Below are 25377 nucleotides of genomic sequence, written 5' to 3'. Positions count from 1 at the left end.
ATCCATCCTACTCTCTTTCGTTCTGTTTGTTTAATACTTCAGTCATTTGTTTTTGACCATTAGCAGCCAAAGCATGTTCAGGCTGAATGTCTAATGCCGTCTTGAACATGTCCAACGCTTTTTTGGGATCCTCATTGTACGCATAACCTACTCCAAGGTTGAAGTATGCATCAGCATGGTCAGGGTCTTGCTCAATCACTTGCTCAAATTGTCTAATTGCTTCATCAATTTGTTCGGTTTGCGCTAAGCACATCCCATAATGAAAGCGCGCATCGACATCGTTTTCATTTATTTCGGCAGCACGACTCAAACTTGGAAGCGCATGGATAAAGTCTCCTAGATGATAAAAACTCATTCCTAGCATGTAGTACACGTCCGCTTCAAGAAGCCCACAAGACATCGCCTGTTGATACAATGCTACCGCTTCTTTAAACTGGTCTTGATTAAAACGAACGTTCCCTTTTCCATAATAAGCTGTAGCTAATTCACCATTTAATTCAATCGCTTTGTCATAAAATGCAATTGAACGATCATCGTCTCCAACGGCAGATAATAAATTCCCAAAATTCGTATAAGCTATTTCATCTTTTGGATTCTCCTCAATCGCGTCATTTAATAATTTCGCCGCTTCTTCAATATTTCCTTCTTTCATTTGCTCTACCGCTTGCTTATTTTTATCCATCGGTGCATTCTCCTTTTATTCAATCTATGGCTGATTCTATTTTATCTTGTTTATACGACACAGAAAAGGACTGATAATCATCAGTCCTTGATTACTTCATCAATCGTTCCTCCACCTAAACATACTTCACCTTTATAAAAGACGACAGATTGTCCAGGAGTGATTGCTCGTTCTGGCTCATCAAAAATAACTTTTACACTTCCATTCTTCAAGGGTTCCACAGTAACCCCGTGGTCTTCTTGGCGATATCTAAACTTCGCAGTACAGCGAAATGATTCCATTGGTGTTTCTCCTGAAATCCAGTTCACACCTTGTGCGATAAGACCATTAGAATACAATGCTGGATGATGAAAACCCTGTCCAACGAGTAATACATTTTTTTCTAAATCTTTCCCTACGACAAACCAAGGCTCACCAGCGCCACCAATACCTAGTCCTTGGCGTTGACCGAGAGTGTGGTACATAAGACCGTCATGCTGTCCTTTTACAATCCCATCCAATGTCTTCATTTCACCTGGTTGCGCAGGTAAATATTCACTAAGAAATTCTTTGAAATTCCGTTCTCCAATAAAACAAATGCCTGTACTATCCTTTTTCGTAGCCGTAGCAAGTTCTGCCTCAAGCGCAATTTCGCGTACTTTCGGTTTTTCTATTTCTCCGAGTGGAAACAGCACATATTGAAGTTGTTTTTGACTAAGGGCATTTAAGAAATACGTTTGATCTTTGTTCCCATCAATACCACGTAACATCTCCACTTTTCCATTCGACCGTCTGACTTGAGCGTAATGGCCTGTTGCCACGTAATCCGCACCTAACGACATCGCATGGTCTAAAAATGCTTTAAACTTAATTTCTTTATTGCACATGACATCGGGGTTTGGAGTTCTTCCTGATTTATATTCCTCTAAAAAATAGCTAAATACCTTATCCCAATACTCTTTTTCAAAGTTCACTGCGTAATATGGAATATCCAATTGGTTACAGACGCGAATGACATCATTATAGTCTTCCGTTGCTGTACAAACACCCATTTCATTCGTATCATCCCAATTTTTCATGAAGATGCCAATGACTTGATACCCTTCTTCTTTCAAAAGATGAGCGGTAACTGAAGAATCTACACCTCCAGACATCCCAACCACGACACGAATATCCTTTTTCTCTTTTTCTTCCACGTGAGCGATCATTTCACTCACCTCCTAAGTGTTTCATTTCAATTTCATTAGTCTTTCGATGACTTTAACAACCTTATAAGCCGCACGTTCCACTTGTTCATTAGTATTTCCATAACCAAAACTGAATCGCACCGCCGAATGACTTCTTTTTTCATCATCAAACATCGCCATTAAGACGTGAGATGGATTGATCGATCCCGCCGTGCATGCTGACCCACTCGAAACAGCAATACCTTCTAAATCTAAGTTCATTAAGATAGATTCGACATTAATCCCTGGAAAACTCACATTTAGAATATGCGTTAATGCTTCTTTTTCCGATCCATTAATAGAATAGGGAATCTTTGCTTGATTAAAAATATCGAGCATCAGGCGTTTATAAGAATTGTATTGTTCTTTTCGGAGGGAACGTTCCTGAATTGTTAAGTCTAACGCTTTCTGTAAACCAACAATCGCTGGAACATTCTCCGTCCCCGCTCGACGCTTTTGTTCTTGTTCTCCACCATATAATAAAGGAGAAAGAGCTATGCCTTTTTTTGCATATAAAAAGCCGATCCCATTTGGGCCATTTAACTTATGTCCGGAAGCTGCCAATAAATCGATTCCTAAATCCTTCACGTCAATAGGTTCCATCCCTAGAGCTTGAACAGCATCTGTATGAAAGATCGCTTGATGTTTAGATAGGAGTCGTCCAATTTCATTTATCGGTTGTATCGTTCCCACTTCGTTGTTTCCGAACATAATCGAAACAAGAATCGTCTCTTCATTTAGAGCGTCTTTTAGTTGATCGACAGAAATCATCCCATTTTCATCAACATCTAAATACGTAACAGTGAACCCTTGTTTTTCTAAATACTCAAAGGCATGGAGAACACCATGATGTTCAACTTTAGATGTAATCAGGTGATTTCCTTTATCTCGATTTGCAGTGGCAGATCCTATAACAGCTAAGTTATCAGCCTCTGTTCCTCCACTCGTGAAAATAATTTCCTCAAATGCTGCCCCAATTGCCTTTGCAATCGAGCCTCTTGATTCATCCAAACCCCTTCTAGACTCTCTTCCGTACCGATGAATACTAGAAGGATTGCCAAAGAATGTTTCATTATATAAAGCCATTTCCTTTAATACTTCTGGCCGAACCGGTGAGGTTGCTGCGTGGTCCAAATAAATACTTTCCATCTTTGTTCACACCTTTAAAATGCTAAATATAAAACATGTATTTTTCCTGATTACCTTCACCTTCATAATTCGCTAAATCATCTAACGTTGTCGAGTCGAGTACATTTTTTACGGCATCGCGAATTTTAATCCATAAATCTCGCTTCGCCGGCTCCTCATCATCAATAATTTCTACTGGTGTAATCGGTCCTTCGAGGACACGAATAATATCGCCTGCTGTAATCTCCGTTGCATTTTTTGCGAGCATATACCCACCATAGGCTCCTCGCACGCTCTTTACTAAAGTAGCGTTTCTGAGAGGGGCAATGAGCTGCTCCAAATAATGTTCAGACAAGTTGTGATCTTTCGCAATTGATTTAAGCGATGTAGGACCTTCACCATCCTTTTTTGCTAGAGCAATCATAATTGTCAATCCGTACCGGCCTTTAGTTGATATTTTCAACTTGCATCCCTCTTTCCATTCTTCTATCTATCCACTTCTTGCAATAGTTTAATGAGAATCCTGTAATATGTCCAATTAGTAAACTGAAAATAACCGTACCGACAAATACTGGGCCTCCAAGTGCCCATCCCACTGCTAATACAAGGACTTCCATGATAATTCTTACTTTTGCAACCGATGCACCCGTTTTTTGAGAAATCGCCAACATCACACTGTCACGCGGTCCGGCCCCGCATCGAGGAGAGATATAAACTCCAATTCCAAAGCCCATTATCAAAATACCTATAAATAACATCACACTTTGAGCTAGTAATGTAGGAGGAGTTTGTAACATAAATAAAAACAAATCGACAAACATTCCAACAAATATCATATTTAAATAACCGCCTAATTTCGGCAATTTCCGTGTTATAATTGTTGCTACAACAAGAAGTAAAAAGCCCATAATTACTGTCCAGGTACCTACTGTTAGCCCAAAATGATTTACAAGTCCAATATGTAAGACATCCCATGGTGCACTTCCTAATTCAGCGGTAATCATTAATGCAATACCAAAGCTCATAATCATAATTCCAATGAGAAAAACGCCCCACCGAAACCAAGGCGCGCTTGAATTTCCATCATCATCTATTTCATTCATCCATTGTCAATCCTCTCATCAGAAACACTACCCATATATCGTAATTGTTATTCTCATCTAAAATAATTATAGCATAAAATATACTCATTTGTTCTATCATGAGTTTGAGCAATGACCTTAAATAGATGTAAGTTACTGCATTTTATCGACGATTCGACTAAAATGCAATTAGATAGCTTATGCATATATACAGAAGCGCTTTTCTATTTCATCTGACATGCGCTCAAAAAGGTGGTATAAACGTGGATTTATTCAATTATTCTAGTCAAAGTCAACCAAAGGGACCTTTAGCTTCACGCATGCGCCCAAGGTCACTAGAGGAAGTCATCGGACAAGAAGCTATTATCGGTCATGGAACATTATTAAGAAGAGCAATCGAAGCTGATCGTCTAACAGCGATGATTTTCCACGGACCACCTGGGACTGGGAAAACAACGTTAGCTCGAGTTATAGCTAATACAACATCTGCTCGATTTGACCAGTTAAATGCTGTCACAGCAGGTATAAAAGATATTAGAGAAATAGTTCAAAAAGCAAAAGATCGATTATCATTTGAAGAAGATAAAACGGTTTTATTTATAGATGAGATTCATCGGTTTAACAAAGGGCAACAGGACGCTTTACTGCCATATGTTGAAGATGGAACCGTCATTCTTATTGGAGCAACTACCGAGAATCCTATGTTTGAAGTGAACCCTGCTCTCATATCCCGATCAAGATTGTTTAAACTTGAATCATTATCTGATTCAGAAGTCAAACGGGTAATAAAGCAAGCTTTGGACGACAAAGAAAGAGGTTTCGGACAATATGCAATTGAATTTGACGAAGATGCATATTCTCATATAATTAACATTGCAAACGGTGATGCTCGAACAGCATTGAATGCTGTTGAACTAGCAGTTTTAACAACAGATCCTGATGAAGACGATATTATTCGAATCGACTTATCAACAGCAGAGGCTTCCATTCAAAAGAGAATGGTTCGCTATGATAAATCTGGCGACAATCATTACGATACCATTTCAGCATTTATTAAAAGCATAAGAGGCTCAGACCCAGACGCAACCCTCTATTGGTTAGCAAAGATGATTTATGCTGGGGAAGACGCTCGTTTCATTGCTAGAAGGCTCTATGTACATGCCGCAGAAGATATTGGTTTAGCTGATCCCAATGCGCTTTTAATTGCGGAAGCCGCCTTTCAAGCTGTAGAATTCATCGGTATGCCTGAAGCAAGGATCCCACTCGCTGAAGCTGCGCTTTATTTAGCAACAGCTCCAAAAAGTAATGCTGTCATTACCGGAATTGATACTGCCTTACAAACGGTAGAAAGAGAAAAATCGGGAGAAGTTCCTATTCATTTACGTGATGCTCACTATAAAGGGGCTACGAAACTTGGTCATGGAGATGGTTATTTATATCCACATAACTACGAAAACCATTACGTTGTTCAACAATACCTTCCAGATCATCTTAAGGATCGGACGTTTTATAACCCATCTGCAAGCGGCTATGAAAAAACTGTCCAAAAACGATTGGATTATTATAAACAAAGAAAAAAGAACGATAGACACTAGCTTTTTAGAATGAACACTATTTGATAGTATACTTTTTCACTTCTTTGTCCATCTTAATAGAAATGAACAAGTTTTATAAAGAAAGGGATGGACAAAATGAAAGTTAGACAAGATGCTTGGTCACATGAAGATGATCTTTTATTGGCAGAAACCGTTTTACGTCATATTCGCGAAGGTAGTACGCAATTAAATGCATTTGATGAAGTTGGAGATGCTTTGAACAGAACCTCGGCAGCTTGCGGTTTCCGTTGGAATGCCGTTGTACGAGATAAATATGATGAAGCAATCAAACTAGCAAAGAAACATCGAAAACAGAGAAAGAGACAACTCGCTCAAGATTCAAAACCTATTGTTTATAAACAATATCAACCTAAAGTGGAGGCACCTTCTCCTATGTTAGAAGATTCGAACAGAGAGGTAGTTGTCCCTGTTGAGCCATTTGTTAAAAATGAACGAGAGCTCACTATGGAAGAAGTCATCTCATTTTTAAGATCTATTCAAGGGAGCGGTTCAAAAGCTGGTGCGTTAGAACTTGAAAATAATGAATTGAATAAAAAAGTCCAGCATTTGGAAGAATCGTATTCTCAATTACAAGTACAATACCAAGGACTAGAAGAAGATTATCAATCAATCATTAAAATCATGGACCGCGCTCGAAGAATGACTATGTTAGAAGATGAACCAGAGGATAGACAAGCAGCAGCTTTTCGTATGGACAAAAACGGAAATCTAGAAAAAGTAGCAAGATAATAGGAAAAGCGGAATCGCTTATCTTTTATAACTTAAAGGCACAAAACAAACTGTTTCGTGCCTTTTATTATGATCTGATTTTCAAAATTTAGCTTAATTAGTCATTTTGTTCCCTTTAACAAGCCGACCTCTCAGAATAGGCACGCTGTTTCTTGTTTTATTCCTTTCACATGAGCGAGCAAAGTTAAATGGAACTATTTTGCTCTTTCTGTTGCCTTCAGCTCGTACCCCTCTAAATTCACCCCCTACTTTCTTTCCTTTTATTTCCTTCGTCTCAAGCTCCTTCCCCTAAAACAAACATAAAAGTACACCCACCAGGTTGACGAATGTACTTTTCAGAATTGGATAGGATATCCATCCTTTTTATTTATCATCTACAACTATATAAGTTGCCTTTACCGGTCCATGAACACCAACAACAAGTCGTAGTTCAATATCAGCAGAGTTGCTAGGTCCTGATATAAAGTTAATACAGGATGGCATACGACCATTTTTTTGCGCTATTTCATGGATTCTATCTGTCGCTTGAGTCATTCTTGGAACAAGCGTGCTTTTAGGAATGATTGCTAAATATGTTTGTGGAAGCAGACTTACCGAACGCCCTTTACCATTATCACTATGAAGAACAACCGTTCCAGATTCCGCTAACGTCACATCAGAAAACGTAATCCCTATGTTTGCCTGTTCTGCTTTTTCAATGTTGCGTTTGCCTAAATCTTTATTCCATTTATGGACTGCAACACCAGACTCCTTTTCTTTGACAAGAGCTTCGGTTAAGCCATATTCATCAAAACGTGGATCATTCCAGTGAACAATCGACTTTCCACCTAAATCCTTAATAACTTTGGAGAATTCTTTCTCCAAGTTATCTTTTGACGTGACGACGACATTTGTATGAATATTTTCACACTGTAAGATAAGTTGATCAAGCAGTTCATCTTGAGATAAGCCATCAAACACTTCATATTGAGGAAGTTTACTCCAAGTTGGCAGCTCCACTCCATCTGTAAGTCGTCTTCGTCCTAATTGATCAGCGACATTTTTCAAAAACTTATCTTTATTATAAATCGTTCCTGTTGTCATGACTTATCGCCTCCTTTTTGACGGTTGACATACCATTTCCTAAAGGTTTCACCCGTAGGTTCTGGCAGATCACGGATATCCGTCCAAAGTTTTACTGGTCCAGGGCCTTTCCCGTTTCCATCCCCTTCTCCTTTTGCCACACGCCCAATGAAAGAAGGCGCTACACCTGATCCTGCTTTAAACAGACTTGGATTACTAGCTCCGAAAGCAAAACCTTTCATTGCCATTTTTTCTGGGAACCCTATTCTACCTGACTCCTCTTCGACAATGATTCGTCGGTGTTCTAAGAGATGTTCATGAAGTGGTATTTTCACTGGACAAGCATCTGTACAGGCCGCACACAATGACGATGCATACGGTAATTCTTTATGATCATCGTATCCTTCTAGTAAAGGGGTTAGAACAGCTCCAATTGGACCTGGATAGATTGACCCGTAAGAATGACCTCCAACATGACGGTACACTGGACAAACGTTTATACAGGCCGCACATCGAATACAATGTAAAGCAGATTGAAATTGAGTTCCTAAAATTTTCGAACGTCCATTATCGACAATGACGACGTGAAACTCCTCTGGACCATCGACATCCCCTTCTTCTTTCGTAGCCGTAAGCCCTGTAATATAGCTAGTAAGCTTTTGACCAACAGCACTTCGACAAAGCATCGTTACTAGAATATCTAACTCTTTCCATGTTGGGACGATTCTCTCCATTCCCATCACAGTTATTTGCGTTTTCGGTAACGTTGTAGCCAATCTCGCATTACCTTCATTTGTCACTAACGAAACCGATCCTGATTCAGCGACAGCAAAGTTACAACCTGTAATTCCCACTTCCGCTTCTAAAAAATCTTTTCTTAACTGCTCGCGTGCAAATTGTGCTAATTCATTTGGATCAGATGATTTATCGTATTTTCTTTTATCGTGAAAAGTATCTCTTATTTGTTCTTTATTTTTGTGTAGGGCAGGAACGACAATATGTGACGGTGGGTCATGATCATCTAATTGTAAAATCCATTCGCCTAAATCTGATTCTACAACGCTGCATCCAACCTCTTCTAAAGCTTCGTTCATGCTGATTTCTTCGGTTACCATCGACTTCGACTTGATGATTTTTTTCGCTTCTTTCTTTTTCACAACAGAAGTGATATATTCGCTGGCTTCCTCTGCGTCTTCCGCAAAAAAGACATGTCCTCCTTGCCTTGCTACATTTTCAGCAAACTGATCCAAATAGTAATCGAGATTTTCCATTGTATGTTGGCGAATTTCTTCTGATAAATCTCGCCATTCTTCCCAGTTTCCCAATTCTTCCGTCGTTTGCGTTTTTCGTCCTTCTAGCCTAGTTTGCGCCTCCACTACTGCTTTACGCATAAACTCGTCATTGATGCCTTTATCGACCCGCTCAAAAAACTTCCCTTCGCCTATTTTCACACTCATATTTCCACCTCCGTTTATGCTTGACTATTTAACACTTCGGCAATGTGCATCACTTTAATAGGTTTGCCTTGACGTTCAATTCTTCCACCAATATTCATGAGACAGCCAAGATCTGCTCCGATCAAAACTTCAGCTTCTGTCTCCTGTATATGTTGTACTTTTTCATTGACCATTTGCTCTGAAATCGGTAACATTTTCACACTGAAAGTACCACCAAAACCGCAACACTGTTCCTTGTTAGGTAGTTCAGTAAAATGAAGACCTTTAACATTCTCCAACAATTTCATTGGTGCTTCTTTTACTTTTAATAATCTAGTCATGTGACAAGATGTATGATACGTAACATTACCATGAAACTCAGCACCCACATCATCTACTTTCAAAACATCGACAATAAATTGGGTTAGTTCAAACGATTTTTCTGCTAATTTTGTTGCACGTGGTTGCCATTCAGGGTCGTCTTTAAATAGGTTCGTGTACTCTCTGAACATTGTTACACAAGAACCAGAAGGTGACACAACATACTCTGCTTCTTCAAATGTTTTAATCATATGTTTGGCTACATCACGTGATTCTCTATGGAAACCACTATTATAAGCAGGCTGCCCACAGCACGTTTGCTCTTTCGGAAAATCCACTTCACATCCAAGACGTTCAAGAATTTCAACAGTACTTTTTCCAACGGATGCTGGATAAACAACATCTGCTAAACAGGTTAAGAACAAAGAAACTTTCATTTAACATCCTCCTTCAATCAAAAGTGGTAAGGTCATCTGATGACTAACTATAAAAATATAAAACTTTATTACTTATTTTATATCATATATCACAGATTAAATAGGGGGTAATCCAAATTATCAACAATAATTCCTTTTACAAACCACAAATATTCTATAAAAAATAAAGAGTAAGGAAATACCCTCACTCTCCGTTACGCCTATCAATTTGAATATCTTCTAATAAATTTGTAACAACATGACCAGCCATAATCAAGCCACAAACAGATGGTACAAAAGCATTTGACGATGGTGGCATCTTCGCTTTTCGTATCGAACCTTGCTGTTGTTTTTCAGAAACAATCTCTTGACGAATTTCTTCGCGGATCTGAATTGGTGACTCTTCAGAGTAAACGACATTGATTCCTTTTGAAATCCCTAATTTCCTAAGCTTTTTTCGAATAACTTTAGCTAATGGATCATAGCTAGTTTCAAATATGTCTACTATTTTCAACTTTGTTGGATCCATCTTATTCGCCACACCCATGCTTGAAATGATTGGAATTTTTCTTTCTAAGCACTCTTTCATGAGATGAACTTTATAACTAACTGTGTCCGATCCATCTATGACAAAATCCAATCCGTGCTCAAAAAATCGTTCATACGTTTCCTCGGTATAAAACATTTTCATTGCAACGACTTCGCATTCTGGATTTATATCTGCGATTCGTTCTTTCATCAAATCGACTTTCGGTTTACCTACGGTTGAAAGTAATGCATGAATTTGGCGATTGACGTTTGTAATATCGACGTCATCTTTATCAACAAGAACAATTTTTCCTACACCGGAACGGGCAAGTGCTTCTGCTGAAAAAGACCCTACACCCCCAACTCCTAACACGGCTACTGTACTGTTTTTCAACAGCTCAACACCATCTTTTCCAATCGCTAATTCATTCCTAGAAAACTGATGTAACATCTATGACGACTCCCTCTCAATAAAGTTTCAATTAAGTACTATACCATATTTACTTCACCAAACCTAGCGGCGAAATAAAATCACATTTCCTAACCTATATTATTTAATTGGTTGATTCCAGCCTAAACAAAAAAACACCTTCTCAGGTGTTTTACTAATATAATATTATTAAGAGTCCCGTGTATGCCGTTTAAAGACTTTAGCTTTGAACCTGCTATAGCAGGTGGGTGCTTTACTCACGTCTCCTAACTTCCCTAATATCTTTCTAGGGCATGTTATTTAACGTGAGACGTCAAGCTCCCGATGTAAAAGTGTTGGCTCAAAATGCTAAGTAATGACGAACATCATAGGACTCTTAAACGTTTAAGTGATTATATTTATATAATACACAACTCAATAGCAAAATGCAACTAAAAATCATCTTTTATTATGTTTCAATTTCTTTACGTCCTATTGATTTTATACTATCTATAGCACTAATACCTATACCTCTAATCACGGTATATTAAACCTAAGTTTAAAAGAAGGTTGTTCGATTCTACCCTAGAAAAAAGCGCAGCGAGAAAGTTTCTCCATCGCCGCACACTTCATTAATTACTTTTCCTCTTGTTTCTTCTTTGGCTTTACTGATAAATTCAATTCATTCAGTTGTGCATCGCTCACACCACTTGGAGCGTTTGTTAATAGACAGCTAGCACTAGCAGTCTTTGGAAATGCTATCGTCTCACGAAGATTGCTTCTACCAGCAAGGATCATCACAAGACGGTCCAAACCTAGCGCAATTCCGCCGTGTGGAGGCGTACCATATTCAAATGCATCCAAAAGGAAACCAAATTGACTTTTCGCTTCTTCATCCGTAAACCCTAAAGCAGTGAACATTTTCTCCTGTAAATCGCGCTCATAAATACGTTGAGAACCTCCACCTAATTCATATCCATTTAAAACAAGGTCATAAGCTTCTGCTCTAACTTTTTCAGGAGATGTTTCTAATAACTCTTCATCTTCCGCTAAAGGTCGCGTGAATGGGTGATGCTCTGCCGTATATCGCTTAGCCTCTTCATCATAGGAAAGTAGAGGGAATTCAGTTACCCATAGGAAATTATATTCATCATAGTTCACAAGCTCAAGTTCCTTAGCAAATTTGCTTCTCAGTGCACCTAATGCATCCCACGCTACTTGTTGTTTATCAGCAACAAAGAAGATAACATCTCCAGCTTCAGCTGCAAAGCTTTCAATTAACATATCTTTTTCTGCTTCGAAAAATTTAGCAATCGGTCCCTTTAACGTATTACCTTCTTCAACTTTTAACCAAGCTAAACCTTTTGCACCGTAAATATTAACAAAGTCTGTAAGGCTGTCAAGGTCTTTACGTGAATTATCATCAGCGATTCCTTTAACACAAATCCCTTTCACGACGCCTCCACTTTCCACTGTTTTAGCAAAAACTTTGAAATCACTATCTGCTACTTTACTAGAAATATCAACAAGCTCCATTCCATAACGGGTATCTGGTTTATCAGAACCGAAACGATCCATTGCTTCTTTGTAAGTTAAACGTGGGAATGTTTTTGGTACATCTACACCTTTTAATTCTTTTAGCAACGTCCCCATTATTTTTTCCATCATTGCAATGATTTTTTCAGTGCTCATGAAAGATGCTTCAATATCTACTTGTGTGAACTCTGGCTGTCGATCTGCTCTCAGGTCTTCATCACGGAAACAACGAGCAATTTGGTAGTATCTCTCAAATCCAGATACCATCAGTAATTGTTTGAAAAGTTGCGGCGATTGCGGCAACGCATAAAACTCACCATGATGGACTCGGGAGGGCACTAAATAATCACGAGCACCCTCTGGTGTACTTTTAGTTAACATTGGCGTTTCGACTTCCATAAATGCTTCTTCATCTAACATATCGCGAATTAATTTCGTTGTGCGGTAACGAAGTTTCATTGTATTGTACATTTTAGGACGTCTTAAATCTAAATAACGGTATTTTAGACGAACATCTTCAGACACTTCCAAATCATCATCAATCATAAAAGGAAGGCCTTTTGCCGCATTTAAAATCTTGATTTCTTCAGCAATCACTTCTACATTCCCTGTAGCAATAAGCTTGTTTACAGTATCTTTGTCTCTAGCTACAACCGTTCCAATCACTTCAATCACATATTCATTCCGGACTTTTTCTGCGATTTCATGGGCTTTTTCATTATTTTCGCCATTGAAAACAACTTGAACATGTCCTGATCTGTCACGCAAATCAATAAAGATAACTTGTCCTAAATCACGACGGTTTTTTACCCATCCTTGTAATGTCACTTTACTACCAACAATATTTTCTAACATCTCTCCACAAACGTGTGTACGTTCATTCACAGTTGATCCCATCCTTTTTTCATTCATATCTATGATTTAATTTTTTGAACTAAATTATCAAGTGGTACAAGCTCTTGTTCTCCGGAAGCCATCGTTTTTACCATCACACTATTTTGATTTAGCTCATCTTCTCCTAATATCAACACATAGCTTGCATTCTGACGGTTCGCAGCTTTCATTTGTGCTTTCATTTTCTTGTCCATGTAATCTCCATCTACAGTTAAACCTTGTTTTCGAAGCTGATGTAGCAGTTTAGGAGCTACTTGTTTTGCCTCATCACCCATTGTAACTAAATATGCATCAAGGCCAGACGTAACTGGAAGCTCGATCCCTTGCGCCTCTAATGCCATCAAAAGACGTTCGAGACTTAAGGCAAATCCTATTCCCGGGGTCGTTGGTCCTCCTATTTCTTCTACAAGGCCATTGTACCGTCCTCCACCTGTCAACGTCGTAATTGCGCCAAAACCTTCTCCATCAATCATTATTTCAAACGCAGTATTGTTATAATAGTCAAGACCTCGAACAAGCGTGGCATCAACTACGTAATCTATCTCCATGTCATCTAGAAATTTTTGAACTTTCGAGAAATAGGTAATAGAATCTTCATTTAAATAGTCCAAAATCGAAGGAGCGCTACTCATTAATTCATGTTCACTATCTACTTTACAGTCCAAAATTCTTAGTGGATTCTTTTCTAAACGTGACTGACAATCAACACAAAACTCTTCAATTCTCGGTTTAAAATGATTAATTAAAGCTTCTCGATGTTTCGTACGGCTTTGTGTATCTCCAAGACTATTGATCACTAACTTCAAATTAGTTAAACCTAGCTCTCGATAAAAATCGTATGCCAATCCAATGACTTCTGCATCTATGGCCGGATCCGCACTTCCCATTGCTTCGACGCCTAATTGCACAAATTGTCGCATTCTACCAGATTGTGGACGTTCGTAGCGAAACATCGGTCCAATGTAGTACAGTTTAGCTGGCTGATCTGCCCATCCATGCATTTTATTTTCTACAAACGAACGGACTGTTGAAGCTGTTCCTTCAGGACGGAGTGTTAGACTTCGCCCACCTCGATCTTCAAATGTATACATTTCCTTCTGAACGATATCCGTTGTATCACCTACTCCTCTTGCAAACAGTTCTGTTTGTTCAAAAATAGGTGTGCGTATTTCCTGATAGTTATATCGTTTACATAAGTCGTGCGCTTTTTGCTCAATATATTGCCACCTTCTTGATTGTTCCGGCAATATATCTTGCGTACCTCTCGGTATTTTGTACTGCATCTGTTTTCCTCCCTTACTTCTCCTTTATTCGTAACACGTAAAACACCTATTTAAAAGATGACTAACAAAGCGACTTCCACTTCATCACTTTAGTGTAGTACATCAAAAAAACATATAAAAAACCCCCATCCCTGAACTTGTCAGGGACGAGAGTTATTTCCCGTGGTACCACCCTAGTTGAAGCTATTATGCTCCCTCTTAAAATCAGTTAACGCCTGACAACGACTTTTCCTAATAAGGTAAAACCTATTCAGAAAAATACCTAAGGAGTGTTCATTCATAAAGAATCATATAAAAGTGTTCCCAGCCTTTGACACTTTTTCTCTGGTTATGAATTACCTTTATTACTTTGCTCCCTCAATGGTGTTTCAAGTATTGGACAATTTTAATCTATCATACGAATTGTAACCTAATGTGTCAACCTTTTTTGTAAATATTTATGCATATACTTAAATTAATTTCGTTCTAACCGTTTTTTTAATGCGCGAGTATCATGACTCAACAAGCCACTTTCGGTACAAAGTGCAATGGGTGTTCTCTCAGATTCTGGCTCCATAAAATGATGCAAATCAGAATGAATTACACGGTTCGCGAATAGACCTTTCTGTTCATGTGTATAACCTGTCCTCACCGAAGTAACCTCCCTTTTTAGCTTAAGTTTAGCCAAAAAAAAGTAAAATTACTCAGAGAAAACAAATTATTTACTATCAACAATCAGTGTGACAGGTCCATGGTTAGTAAAAGATACATTCATCATTTCACCAAAAATTCCCGTTTCTACAATAAGTTGATGGTCAGTCCGGAGAATTCGGTTAAATTCTTGATACAGTTTTTCTGCCTGTTCCGGTTTTGCTGCTGCCATAAAATTAGGTCTACGCCCTTTACTACAGTCCCCATACAAAGTAAATTGCGAAATAGACAAAATCTGCCCACTTACATCTTTAACGGATAAATTAATTTTTTCGTCATCATCTTCAAATAACCGTAAGTTGGCTACTTTATTTGCCACATACTTCACATCTTCTTCTTTATCCTCATGAGTAATGCCTACAAGAAGGACGAAGCCGTGATCTATTTCTCCCTGAATCTTATCATTAACCGTTACTTTCGCTTCTAGTGAACGCTGAACAACAACGCGCATAGCTAAATCTCCCTCTTTCGCTCAAATTTCAGCTATGCAGCAATCCATAAGTCATTGTTTACTTTTAGATCTTCTAATTAATGCATAACTCTCCTTACGGAATAGATATCTGATATTTGTTTTATTCGATCTACCACCTTTTGTAGGTGCGAAATATCTTGGATGGAAATACTCATGTGAATCGTTGCCATTTTGTTTTTATCCGATTTACCAGAAACGGCATTTATATTTGTTTTCGTTTCAGCTACAGCTTGGAGAACATCATTTAATAATGCTCGACGATCATATCCGGAAATTTCAATATCTACGTTGTAATACTTTGGTTTTTGATGATTCCCTTCCCACGCAACTGGAAGTAACCGAGTAGATATTTCTTCACTGTTGATGTTAGGGCAGTCACTACGATGAATTGAGACACCTCTACCTTTTGTAATATAACCTATAATATCATCGCCAGGTACTGGGTTACAGCATCGCGATAATCGTATAAGTAAATTATCTACTCCTGCTACCTTTACCCCTGTATTTGTCTTAGGGCTACTTTTATTTTCTTGTGGTTTTTTTATCTCCTCAACAGCTTTTGACAATGATTTTGATTCTTGTTCTTCATCTTGCTTTTTACGAATCGTATCTGTCAAGCGTGTCACGATTTGAGCTGCTGTAATACCATTGTACCCAACGGCAGCATAAACGTCTTCCTCAGAAGTGAAGCTAAATTTATCCGCAACACGTTCAATATTTTCTTTTGTTAACACTTCTTTTACTTGATACCCTTTAAGTTCAATTTCTTTTTCGACTAATTCACGGCCTTTATCGACATTTTCTTCACGTCGTTCCTTTTTAAACCACTGTCGAATCTTATTTTTCGCATGGGAGCTTTGCGTGATTTTGATCCAGTCCTGGCTAGGTCCGTACGAATGTTTCGATGTAAGCATTTCAATAATATCACCTGTTTTGAGTTGATGATCCAACGGAACCATTTTCCCATTCACCTTCGCACCAATACACCTATTCCCTACTTCTGTATGAATTCTGTAGGCAAAATCCAATGGGACAGATCCTTTAGGAAGTTCAATGACATCACCTTTAGGCGTAAATACAAACACCATGTCAGAAAATAAATCGATTTTTAAAGATTCCATGAATTCTTGTGCATCATCTGCATCATTTTGCCACTCTAAAATTTCACGAAACCAAGACATTTTTGTTTCCAAAGTCTCAGAGTCGTTAACTGTTTTCCCTTCTTTGTAAGCCCAATGGGCAGCAACACCAAACTCAGCGACTTTATGCATATCCTCAGAACGAATTTGCACTTCTAACGGATCACCTTTTGGTCCAATTACTGTAGTATGCAACGACTGATACATATTTGCTTTTGGCATTGCAATATAATCTTTGAACCTTCCTGGCATAGGTTTCCAATGAGTGTGAATCGTACCTAAAACCGCATAGCAATCTTTTATACTACTTACAATAATCCTTACTGCAAGAAGGTCATATATTTCGTTAAACTGTTTATTTTGCAAAACCATCTTTCGATAAATACTATAAATATGTTTAGCTCGTCCATTTATCTCCGCTTTGACATTCATTGTTTCCAAACGTTCATCAATTTGATTCGTAACTTCCTGAACATAATCTTCACGTTCGGCACGTTTCTTTTTCATTAGATTTACGATTCGATAATACTGTTGTGGATTCAAATAGCGTAAAGCCGTATCTTCTAATTCCCATTTAATTGCTGAAATACCTAATCTATGTGCTAATGGTGCAAATATTTCCAACGTTTCATTTGCTATCCTTCTTTGTTTCTCGGGTGGGAGATGTTTTAATGTTCTCATATTATGAAGTCTGTCAGCCAACTTAATTAAGATCACTCGAATATCCCTAGCCATTGCGACAAACATTTTTCGGTGATTTTCAGCTTGTTGTTCCTCTTTAGATTTATATTTTATCTTTCCTAATTTAGTGACACCGTCGACTAGCATCGCGACTTCATCACCAAATTCTTTCGCTAATTCTTTTAACGTCACAGGTGTATCCTCTACCACATCATGAAGAAAAGCTGCCGCTATTGTATTCGGATCCAATCCTAGTTCAATAAGTATGCCTGCTACTTGAACAGGGTGCCAAATATAGGGTTCCCCCGACTTACGATACTGCTCACGATGGGCAGTTTCTGCCCTGTCATAGGCTTTTTGTAAAAAAGCGACATCCGCTTCGGGTAAATATTCACTTGCTTTTTGAAGAACTTGTTCGCTAGTCATGGGATCACCTTGAATTTCATAGGATTGGTAAAAATCTTTCTTACAAGTCGTTTCCACTAATTTTCACTTAACATGAATAAAAAGTGATAACTTTTCTATTTTAAAAGAAAAGAGGTACTAACATATATGTATGTAAGTTTTAATTAAGAAGGTAAATGATGTCAAATTCATTTCAATTGGCGGTGCTTTGAACATTTAACTAGACTAAAAACTAGAAACTTGAGAGATAACAGGCCCGAAAAGTGGCATGATTAATGTGCTACGACCTTCCATATTAAACCTACCGTAATGTATAAAAAAAGGGTCTCTTCCGTGGAAAAGACTTGCAATAATCATAACATATTTTTTATGAAAATAGCATTTAATCAGCTGATTTTATTTAAATGGACGTTTCACATAACATGAAGTTAAAGCAGGGTCGTCTATGGACGACCCGTATTATTTTAATAAGTCATTAATGAGAACACATCATATTTCTTTAGTTTGCTTCGTCCATCTAAATAGCTAAGTTCAATCAAGAATGCAATGCCTACTACAATACCACCGAGCTCTTCGACCATTTGGATAGTTGCTTCAATCGTCCCACCAGTAGCAAGCAAATCGTCTGTAATCACTACTTTTTGTCCTGGCTTAATTGCGTCTTTATGAATATTTAGCGAGTCTTTCCCGTATTCTAATCCATAATCGACTTCAAGTACTTCTCGCGGTAATTTTCCTGATTTTCGCACTGGAACAAAACCTAATTCTAAAGAATAAGAAATTGGACAACCAACGACAAATCCTCTCGCTTCAGGCCCAACGATAACATCAGCATCTTTTTCTTTAGCAAATTCAACCATGAAATCAATTGCTTTCTTATACGCCTCGCCATTTTCCATCAACGTGGTTATATCTTTAAAGCGTATTCCTTCCTTAGGATAATTCTCAACGACAGTGATATACTTCTTGAAATCCATTATGACTTCCTCCCAGTTTCATCTTGATCATTTTAACCTAATAGCTATACATATAAAATTTCAAACTTCTATAAATTGCAGATTTTTCACTAATTATACAGAAGTAGTTGCTTGTTTGATTTTCTTCTTTTGATCTATCCATTCCTTCAACGCACGATAAGAAGAGTAATATAAATCGTTCTCAATGTCTCGTTGATTAAAATATTTACGATACGTGAACGAGTCAGTTAAGTCTTTTTTTGTCGGTTGTTGTTGAATTGCAACTACACCATTATCTATTTTAACAAATTCTAGCTCAAAAAACACTTTACACATAAAATCGATCGATGTTTCTGACCAATCTTTATGTTTTGCTAATGCTTGTCCATTTTTTTTAACATCAAATAGATCTCTCTTGGCAAGAAAAGCATAAAACCATTTGAATTGATCTCTTGATGGAATTGATGTGAAAAAATGATCTTTTTCATTGATAAAAGCGACATAAATTCTTTCATAATCAGCTCTGCTTTGCAATAATTGCTCAAGTTGATCGATCGTAGCAGGAAGATCAAGTAATAAAAGATTTTTCACTTTACTCAGCATACTAATTTCAGATGTTTCGTGATAGTTTCTTATCACCGTAAAATGATTTGGAAGTTTGGCTAGCCACTTTTCTGAATGTTTTTGAAACAATACAACAACACATTCTTCCCAGTTCAACATTCTATCGTCTTGAAACAATCGCTTGTCTCCCCTATAATCAAACAACTGCCACTCTTTCACTTTCATATCCTCAACTACAAACTGAGGTTTACTTTGTCCATTCCACTCATTTACAGACAGTTTTCCTACTGTCGATATTTTGGACAGCGGTGAGATATCGTCATGAACTGGTCCCATGCGGAAAGCAATTCCATCTAACTTAATGTTACGTTCGCTATTAGTTAATGTCAGTTTCAAGTGATCTTCATTTGCGCCAATTTTTTTGATCATATCGAGATTGACATCTTCTAATAATACTTTTGGAGCTGGATTTCCCATTCCAAAAGGTGCCATTTGCTGAAGATCATGAATTGCTTGTATTGTCACTTCGTCTATAGATACTGGTAAATCTACATTTAATGATTTTCTCCAATCTGATTCTGATAGCGTTTCGATGGCGATGGTTGTTAATTTATCTCGTAAATCATCAATGTGCTCCAGTTTCATTGTTAATCCTGCTGCCATTTGATGACCTCCAAAGTGAGGCAACCATTCTCGGCACTGAGATAATGATTCAAACATATCAAACCCATTAATGCTTCGAGCAGAGCCTTTTGCTAATCCCGTTTCCTCATCAAAACTCAATACAATTGTTGGACGATAATATTTTTCAACGAGTCTACTAGCGACTATTCCAATAACTCCAGCATTCCATCCAACATCACCAACGATAATAACAGAAGGTACACCTGCCATTTCTACCTGATTTTCAGCTTTTTTAGCAATTTCTTTAACAATCTGCTGTCGCTCTTTATTTAAATCATCAATCATCTGTGCAATCTCATCCGCTTCCATCTCGTCTTCCGTAATCAATAACTCGATTGCAGGATCAGCAGAATCGAGTCTACCTGCTGCATTTAATCTAGGACCAATTAAAAATCCGATTTGTTCCTCACTGATTTCTTGGGCATTTGATCCAGCTTGTTCTAACAGTGATTTTAATCCTGGTCGCTGAGACCTACAAAGTGATTGAATTCCACGAGTAGCTAGGAAACGATTTTCTCCTTGCAACGAAACCAAGTCAGCAATCGTGCCGATCGCCACTAGGTCAAAGTATTCTTCTGGGATCCTGCCTAGTAATGCTTGTGCCACTTTAAACGCAACACCGACTCCTGCTAAGTTTTCGTTTGGATAGAAGCAATCCTGTTGTTTAGGGTTAATTACCGCAAATGCGCTAGGGATAACTGGAGGCGGCTCATGATGATCTGTAATAATTAAATCTATGTTTAATTCTTGTGCCACTTCTGCTTCATGAACAGCTGATATTCCAGTATCGACAGTGATAATTAATGACACACTCTCTTCTGCCGCATGACGAAATGCTTTTTCATTTGGTCCATACCCTTCTGTAAAGCGGTTCGGAACATAAAACCCAACATTTGCGCCTAATTGTTTCAGGGTCATATACATTAATGAAGTACTCGTTACTCCATCTGCATCGTAATCACCGAAAACAAGTACTCTTTCTTCTGATTCAATTGCTTGCTGGATCCTTTTCACGGTTTTATCCATATCTTTAAGTAAAAAAGGGTCATTCAGAGCACTTTCATTTATATGTAAAAAGGCATCGACATCTTCTTTCGTCTTCATCCCACGTTGAACTAAAAAGCGTGTTGCTATTTTAGATAAACCTATTTTATCTGCAAGTTCAGAAACTTCTATTTCGTCAATTTCTGTTATTATCCATTCTGCCTTCGATTGAAGCATAAAAAACCACCCCTGACCCGTATATTATACATAACGTCAGAGGTGGTAGCAATCAATCTACTGAATTACTATTTGGTATTTTTTCTTTCGCTTCTTTTTGTTAAGATACCATTTTCTATCGTATTATCGTTATTTTCTTCTTCCTCCGGTACTTGTTCGGGAACTTTCAATTTCAACTGCTTAATTTCTTGTTGAAGGCGGTAAATTTTGTACAACCCTACACTTCCTACAGTTAATCCGCCCATTAAAACAGATCCAATAATAACTAGAACTAGCGGCCATTCACTTTCACCAAACAAATAATTAACTTCAACAGGTTCAACATTAATAACTGCAAACACAGCAATGACTAATGCAATAATAAGGCCCGTAATTAATCCCCATTGTCCTCTCATGTGCCTTCATTCTCCTCTCTCAAATATGGGTTTACATGAACTCGAACATCTTGAACATAACCAATCTCCATAAGCGCATGCTTGACTTTCTTTCCAATTGCATGTCCAGCTTCCACCGTTATATTAGGAGAAACAGCTATTTTAATATCGACAATCACATAATGACCATGTTCTCTTGCCAATAACTCATCTACTTCTAATACACCTTCGACATCCTGAACTTGGTCAACCATTTTTTGCGTATCTTCCTCGTGAAGGACGTGATCCAAAGTGTTATGAATTGCTTCGCTCCCTAACTTCCAACCCATCTTGATGATCAACAATGACACCATAATACCTGCAACTGGGTCCATATAGACTAGCCAACCAATATTTAAATACCCTCCAAAAATCGCGGCTCCAATACCAATTAAAGCAGCGAGCGATGAAAATACATCGGAACGATGATGCCAAGCATCGGTAATTAAAGCATCACTCCTATATTTTTTACCCAAAAAGATCTTATATCGAAACATCGATTCTTTAATAATTATTGAAAAAACCACCGCGTAGATCGCGATAATTCCTGGAACAGCAATTGGTTCAAAAAAAGAACGACCTGCACTAATCGCAATTTCAAATCCAACGAATACTAATAAAACAGCAACGATAATCGCTGTAACTGTCTCAGCTTTCCCATGACCATAAGGGTGATCACGATCCGGTGGAAGTTGCGCTGCTCTTATGCCAATTAATACGGCTACTGAACCAACCACATCCGAAGCAGAATGAACTGCATCGGCAACAAGTGCTCGACTATCAGCTACAACTCCGATGAACCCTTTAACAATGGCGAGAACGACATTTCCTATAATGCCAACCCACGCTCCAAACTTCACTTTTTTATATCGAACATCTTGTTCTGTATCTGCCATGTTCTGACACTTCCTTCACCACAATCGATATTTTTTCTACACGATGGTTCTATCATACCTTTTTTACACGTCAAGTCCAAATGTTGGGAAATTAAAAAGCATATGTGGCAATTCCATCTGGTATTATACTCCTAACATTCAACCTTTAACCGCCTCTCAGAAAAAGAAGAAGTGACGCAATTTGCGCCACTTCACTTCATTATACTTCCGGTTGTTCTGTTTCTACTTTCTTATAACGGATCTTCTTTAGCTGTCGAGTTTTAAGAACAAGCCATACTTGAGCCGCAATAAATAGTGAAGAATACGTTCCTGCTACAAGACCAATGACTAGAGCGAAAGAGAATGTTCTTAAGCCTTCCCCACCGAGGATAAATAGCGCTGCTGCTGCAAATACAACAGTCAAAACCGTGTTGATCGATCTAGCTAATGTTTGTACTAAACTTTTGTTTACAACACGAGCTAAATCATCAAAGTCCTTCACTTTCTTCTCGTAACTCATGTTCTCACGAATCCGATCAAATGTTACGATCGTATCGTTGATAGAATAACCAACAATTGTTAGCACAGCTGCAATAAACGGAATATTTACCTCCATCTGCACAACGCTAAACACAACTAAAATAAACAAAGCATCATGGAATAAAGCAACGATTGCAGAGATTCCATATAGAAATTCAAATCGAATTGTCACATATAAAATAATTCCAGCAGCCGCGATTAAAACCGAAATAATCGCGTTTTTTGCCAACTCCTCACCAACGATTGGTGTGACTGTACTTACAGCTGGCGTATTACCATATACTTCTTCAAAATGACTTTGCACTTCTAATGTCTCTTCTTGCGTTAACCCACCGATAAATGATGCTCGTCCCATTTCATTGTTATCTCCCGCCAAAACGACGTCATCAGGACTATAGTTAATACTATCAAATTCTTCCATGATCTCATTAGCAGTAACTGCTTCATCAGAAAGTACATCTATCGTTGTCCCACTCTCAAAATCTATCCCTAAATTCAAGCCTAACGTCGATAAGAGGATGATACCTATCGAAAGAAATAACCCAGAAAAAATAAAGAACTTTTTGCGGTGCTTAATAAAGTCTATTTTCGTTTCTTTATGATCAAAGTTCACTAATATCACGCTCCTTCACGCCGAACAATCGAGGTTTTTTGTTTAGGATTCGGCTGTTCACCCATAAACCTAACAACAATCTCGCCCCAAACACAGCTGTGATAAAGCTCGTAACAATACTAACAATTAGCATTACCGCAAAGCCTTGAACGGCACTTGTTCCAAAAAAGTACAAGACCCCTGCTGCTAAAATCGTTGTGATGTTCGCATCCAAGATCGTTGATAACGAACGTTTACTTCCCGCTCGAAACGCACTCATCATTGACTTCCCAGAACGTAATTCATCTTTCACACGTTCAAAGGTAATAATATTCGCATCAACCGCCATCCCTACACCAAGAATCAACGCAGCAATACCAGGTAATGTTAAGACAGCGTTCAACCAATTAAACACAACCAATACTATATAAATATATGCTGAGAGGGTTAATACAGCAATCACTCCCAAGAAGCGATAATATATCAACATATATCCAAATATTAGTGCTACACCTACGATACCTGCGTTAATTGCCAAATCCATCGAACGTTCACCTAAAGATGCACCAACAGAGTTCGAGTAAATCTCTTCTAGCTCAACTGGAAGAGCACCAGCATTTAGAATTCCTGCAAGTTCTTGTGCTGATTGAACAGTGAAATTCCCTGAAATCTCTACATCACGAGAATGGATTGGTCGGCTAACTCTAGGGTCTGAAACAATCTTAGATTCAGATTCCGGTTTCATTCTTTCTTCGAAATAAGAATCCTCATCATTGTAATCAAGCCAAATAGCTAATATCCTTTCATCAACAGGACGATTACTTATCTCTGTTGTAATATCACCAAACAGGCTTGCATCATCAACAGTTACTAGTACCACGGGTTCATTTGTCTCGGCTTTAAAACTTTGCCTTGCCCCACCTTCAACAAGGTCAGATCCGTCCAACTTCAATTCATCATCAATATCACGAAAAGAAAGCCGAGCTTCTGTCGATAGAAGCTCACGAGCCGATTGTTGATCTGTCACACCCGCTAACTGGACGCGGATACGGTCATCCCCTTCTATCGTAATATTTGGCTCTGAAACACCTAGGACATCAATACGAGCATTTAATGCGCTAACCGTATCGGTTAAAAGTTCTCGATTAATTTCACTTTCCCCATCAACAGGTTCCACGTCATACAGAACTTCAAATCCGCCTTGTAAATCTAAGCCTAAGCTAATATCTTCTGCATGATCCATGACGTTTGTTGCAATTAACGCTGCAAATGCAATCACAATAGCAAAAAAAGTAACAATTAAGCCTTTCTTGACCCCTTTTCTCTTTTTCATGAACGAATGATCCTCCTTCGTAAATCCACATAACGATACGACCCTTGATGACTAGCAGGGTCGCTGAATCTATGTAACACTTGTTTTCTTTTATTTAACCAATAGTGCTATTATAGCGAGATTTAAAAACGCGTGTCAATCTTTGCTTTAATTGGTCAATTTTTACCTTGCACTGAAATATTTAAATCGTAGTCAATTCGCTCATCATGATCAAACCATTCAGGTCCTTTATAGGCTTCAATCGTTAAATAAGTCATATAATCATTCGCTTTTAACTGAAAAAGCTCTGCTACCATCCAATGTGAACGGATTTTCTCGGGCCTATGTTTATTTTTTTCTAATTTTGCGATGAAACAATCCCAAACATCTTTTTCTGTCACTGTATCATAGCCAAATATATGCCATTCTTCAACTTTACTCTTAATAACCGGTTCCAATTTCATTTTCCAATAACTCCACTGTTCGTTCGTCATCGTTTTCCCTCC

Annotated in this window: 23 protein-coding genes, 1 other RNA gene and 1 other annotated feature; of the genes, 2 read left to right on the top strand and 22 right to left on the bottom strand. The window is 38.1% G+C overall.

Annotated elements, in window-relative coordinates; all coding sequences use genetic code 11:
• Positions 1–7 precede the first annotated feature (7 nt).
• The 5 genes from ACM26V_RS23805 to ACM26V_RS23785 form a co-directional block, all read right to left on the bottom strand.
• Entirely contained in the window at positions 8–682 is a 675-nt protein-coding gene (locus ACM26V_RS23805) for a tetratricopeptide repeat protein (RefSeq protein ID WP_416149237.1), read from the bottom strand.
• A gap of 80 nt (positions 683–762) precedes the next feature.
• Entirely contained in the window at positions 763–1869 is a 1107-nt protein-coding gene (mnmA, locus tag ACM26V_RS23800) for a tRNA 2-thiouridine(34) synthase MnmA (protein WP_416149236.1), read from the bottom strand.
• A gap of 21 nt (positions 1870–1890) precedes the next feature.
• Positions 1891–3036 carry a cysteine desulfurase family protein gene (locus tag ACM26V_RS23795; protein ID WP_416149235.1) on the bottom strand — a complete coding sequence of 382 codons (1146 nt, stop codon included), beginning with the start codon at positions 3034–3036 and terminating at the stop codon, positions 1891–1893.
• A 22-nt stretch (positions 3037–3058) separates the two neighbouring features.
• Positions 3059–3478, bottom strand: a complete 420-nt coding sequence (cymR, locus tag ACM26V_RS23790) for a cysteine metabolism transcriptional regulator CymR (protein WP_416149234.1) — start codon at positions 3476–3478, stop codon at positions 3059–3061.
• On the bottom strand, positions 3462–4118 hold the full coding sequence (locus tag ACM26V_RS23785; RefSeq protein ID WP_416149233.1) for a YczE/YyaS/YitT family protein: 657 nt from the start codon (positions 4116–4118) through the stop codon (positions 3462–3464). Before ACM26V_RS23785 ends, cymR begins: the two co-directional genes overlap by 17 nt.
• A gap of 242 nt (positions 4119–4360) precedes the next feature.
• Between ACM26V_RS23785 and ACM26V_RS23780 the strand changes: the two genes are divergently transcribed.
• Complete coding sequence (locus tag ACM26V_RS23780; protein ID WP_416149232.1) at positions 4361–5692, top strand: AAA family ATPase; 1332 nt, start codon at positions 4361–4363, stop codon at positions 5690–5692.
• Positions 5693–5788: 96 nt separating this feature from the next.
• Complete coding sequence (locus ACM26V_RS23775) at positions 5789–6442, top strand: RsfA family transcriptional regulator (RefSeq protein ID WP_416149231.1); 654 nt, start codon at positions 5789–5791, stop codon at positions 6440–6442.
• A 363-nt stretch (positions 6443–6805) separates the two neighbouring features.
• Here the strand turns inward: ACM26V_RS23775 and ACM26V_RS23770 are convergent, their stop codons facing one another.
• The 17 genes from ACM26V_RS23770 to ACM26V_RS23690 form a co-directional block, all read right to left on the bottom strand.
• Entirely contained in the window at positions 6806–7525 is a 720-nt protein-coding gene (locus tag ACM26V_RS23770; RefSeq protein ID WP_416149230.1) for a LutC/YkgG family protein, read from the bottom strand.
• Positions 7522–8961, bottom strand: a complete 1440-nt coding sequence (locus ACM26V_RS23765) for a LutB/LldF family L-lactate oxidation iron-sulfur protein (RefSeq protein WP_416149229.1) — start codon at positions 8959–8961, stop codon at positions 7522–7524. The genes ACM26V_RS23770 and ACM26V_RS23765 overlap by 4 nt, the downstream gene beginning before the upstream one ends.
• A 14-nt stretch (positions 8962–8975) precedes the next feature.
• A complete protein-coding gene (locus tag ACM26V_RS23760; protein ID WP_416149228.1) occupies positions 8976–9698 on the bottom strand; it encodes a (Fe-S)-binding protein in 723 nt (240 codons plus the stop codon).
• 184 nt (positions 9699–9882) lie between these two features.
• Positions 9883–10656, bottom strand: coding sequence for a ThiF family adenylyltransferase (locus tag ACM26V_RS23755; protein WP_416149227.1), 774 nt, complete (start codon positions 10654–10656; stop codon positions 9883–9885).
• A gap of 170 nt (positions 10657–10826) precedes the next feature.
• Positions 10827–11012, bottom strand: a non-coding RNA gene (ssrS, locus tag ACM26V_RS23750) — 6S RNA.
• A gap of 238 nt (positions 11013–11250) precedes the next feature.
• Complete coding sequence (gene aspS, locus ACM26V_RS23745; protein ID WP_416149226.1) at positions 11251–13062, bottom strand: aspartate--tRNA ligase; 1812 nt, start codon at positions 13060–13062, stop codon at positions 11251–11253.
• 2 nt (positions 13063–13064) lie between these two features.
• Entirely contained in the window at positions 13065–14327 is a 1263-nt protein-coding gene (hisS, locus tag ACM26V_RS23740) for a histidine--tRNA ligase (protein WP_416149225.1), read from the bottom strand.
• Between the two features lie 139 nt (positions 14328–14466).
• Positions 14467–14697: a binding site (T-box leader), on the bottom strand.
• A gap of 84 nt (positions 14698–14781) precedes the next feature.
• Complete coding sequence (locus tag ACM26V_RS23735; RefSeq protein ID WP_416149224.1) at positions 14782–14958, bottom strand: hypothetical protein; 177 nt, start codon at positions 14956–14958, stop codon at positions 14782–14784.
• A 66-nt stretch (positions 14959–15024) separates the two neighbouring features.
• The gene (gene dtd, locus ACM26V_RS23730; RefSeq protein WP_416149223.1) at positions 15025–15468 is read right to left on the bottom strand and encodes a D-aminoacyl-tRNA deacylase; all 444 of its coding nucleotides are present in this window, start codon (positions 15466–15468) and stop codon (positions 15025–15027) included.
• 77 nt (positions 15469–15545) lie between these two features.
• Entirely contained in the window at positions 15546–17735 is a 2190-nt protein-coding gene (locus ACM26V_RS23725) for a RelA/SpoT family protein (protein WP_416149222.1), read from the bottom strand.
• A 443-nt stretch (positions 17736–18178) separates the two neighbouring features.
• Positions 18179–18691 carry an adenine phosphoribosyltransferase gene (locus tag ACM26V_RS23720; protein WP_416149221.1) on the bottom strand — a complete coding sequence of 171 codons (513 nt, stop codon included), beginning with the start codon at positions 18689–18691 and terminating at the stop codon, positions 18179–18181.
• Positions 18692–18784: 93 nt separating this feature from the next.
• Complete coding sequence (gene recJ, locus ACM26V_RS23715; protein WP_416149220.1) at positions 18785–21139, bottom strand: single-stranded-DNA-specific exonuclease RecJ; 2355 nt, start codon at positions 21137–21139, stop codon at positions 18785–18787.
• Positions 21140–21207: 68 nt separating this feature from the next.
• The gene (locus tag ACM26V_RS23710; RefSeq protein WP_416149219.1) at positions 21208–21534 is read right to left on the bottom strand and encodes a LapA family protein; all 327 of its coding nucleotides are present in this window, start codon (positions 21532–21534) and stop codon (positions 21208–21210) included.
• The gene (locus tag ACM26V_RS23705) at positions 21531–22448 is read right to left on the bottom strand and encodes a cation diffusion facilitator family transporter (protein ID WP_416149218.1); all 918 of its coding nucleotides are present in this window, start codon (positions 22446–22448) and stop codon (positions 21531–21533) included. Before ACM26V_RS23705 ends, ACM26V_RS23710 begins: the two co-directional genes overlap by 4 nt.
• A gap of 199 nt (positions 22449–22647) precedes the next feature.
• Positions 22648–23580, bottom strand: a complete 933-nt coding sequence (gene secF / locus ACM26V_RS23700) for a protein translocase subunit SecF (RefSeq protein ID WP_416149217.1) — start codon at positions 23578–23580, stop codon at positions 22648–22650.
• Positions 23570–24892 (bottom strand): protein translocase subunit SecD, encoded by a 1323-nt coding sequence (secD, locus tag ACM26V_RS23695; RefSeq protein WP_416149216.1) that lies wholly within the window; start codon positions 24890–24892, stop codon positions 23570–23572. Before secD ends, secF begins: the two co-directional genes overlap by 11 nt.
• Before the next feature lie 155 nt (positions 24893–25047).
• Complete coding sequence (locus tag ACM26V_RS23690; protein ID WP_416149215.1) at positions 25048–25365, bottom strand: post-transcriptional regulator; 318 nt, start codon at positions 25363–25365, stop codon at positions 25048–25050.
• Positions 25366–25377: the final 12 nt, after the last annotated feature.

This window comes from Salipaludibacillus sp. HK11 (genome assembly GCF_047795645.1).
Taxonomy (GTDB): Bacteria; Bacillota; Bacilli; order Bacillales; family Salisediminibacteriaceae; genus Salipaludibacillus.
Note: the sequence above shows the minus strand (reverse complement) of the source record. Positions and strands in the feature narration are given on the sequence as shown.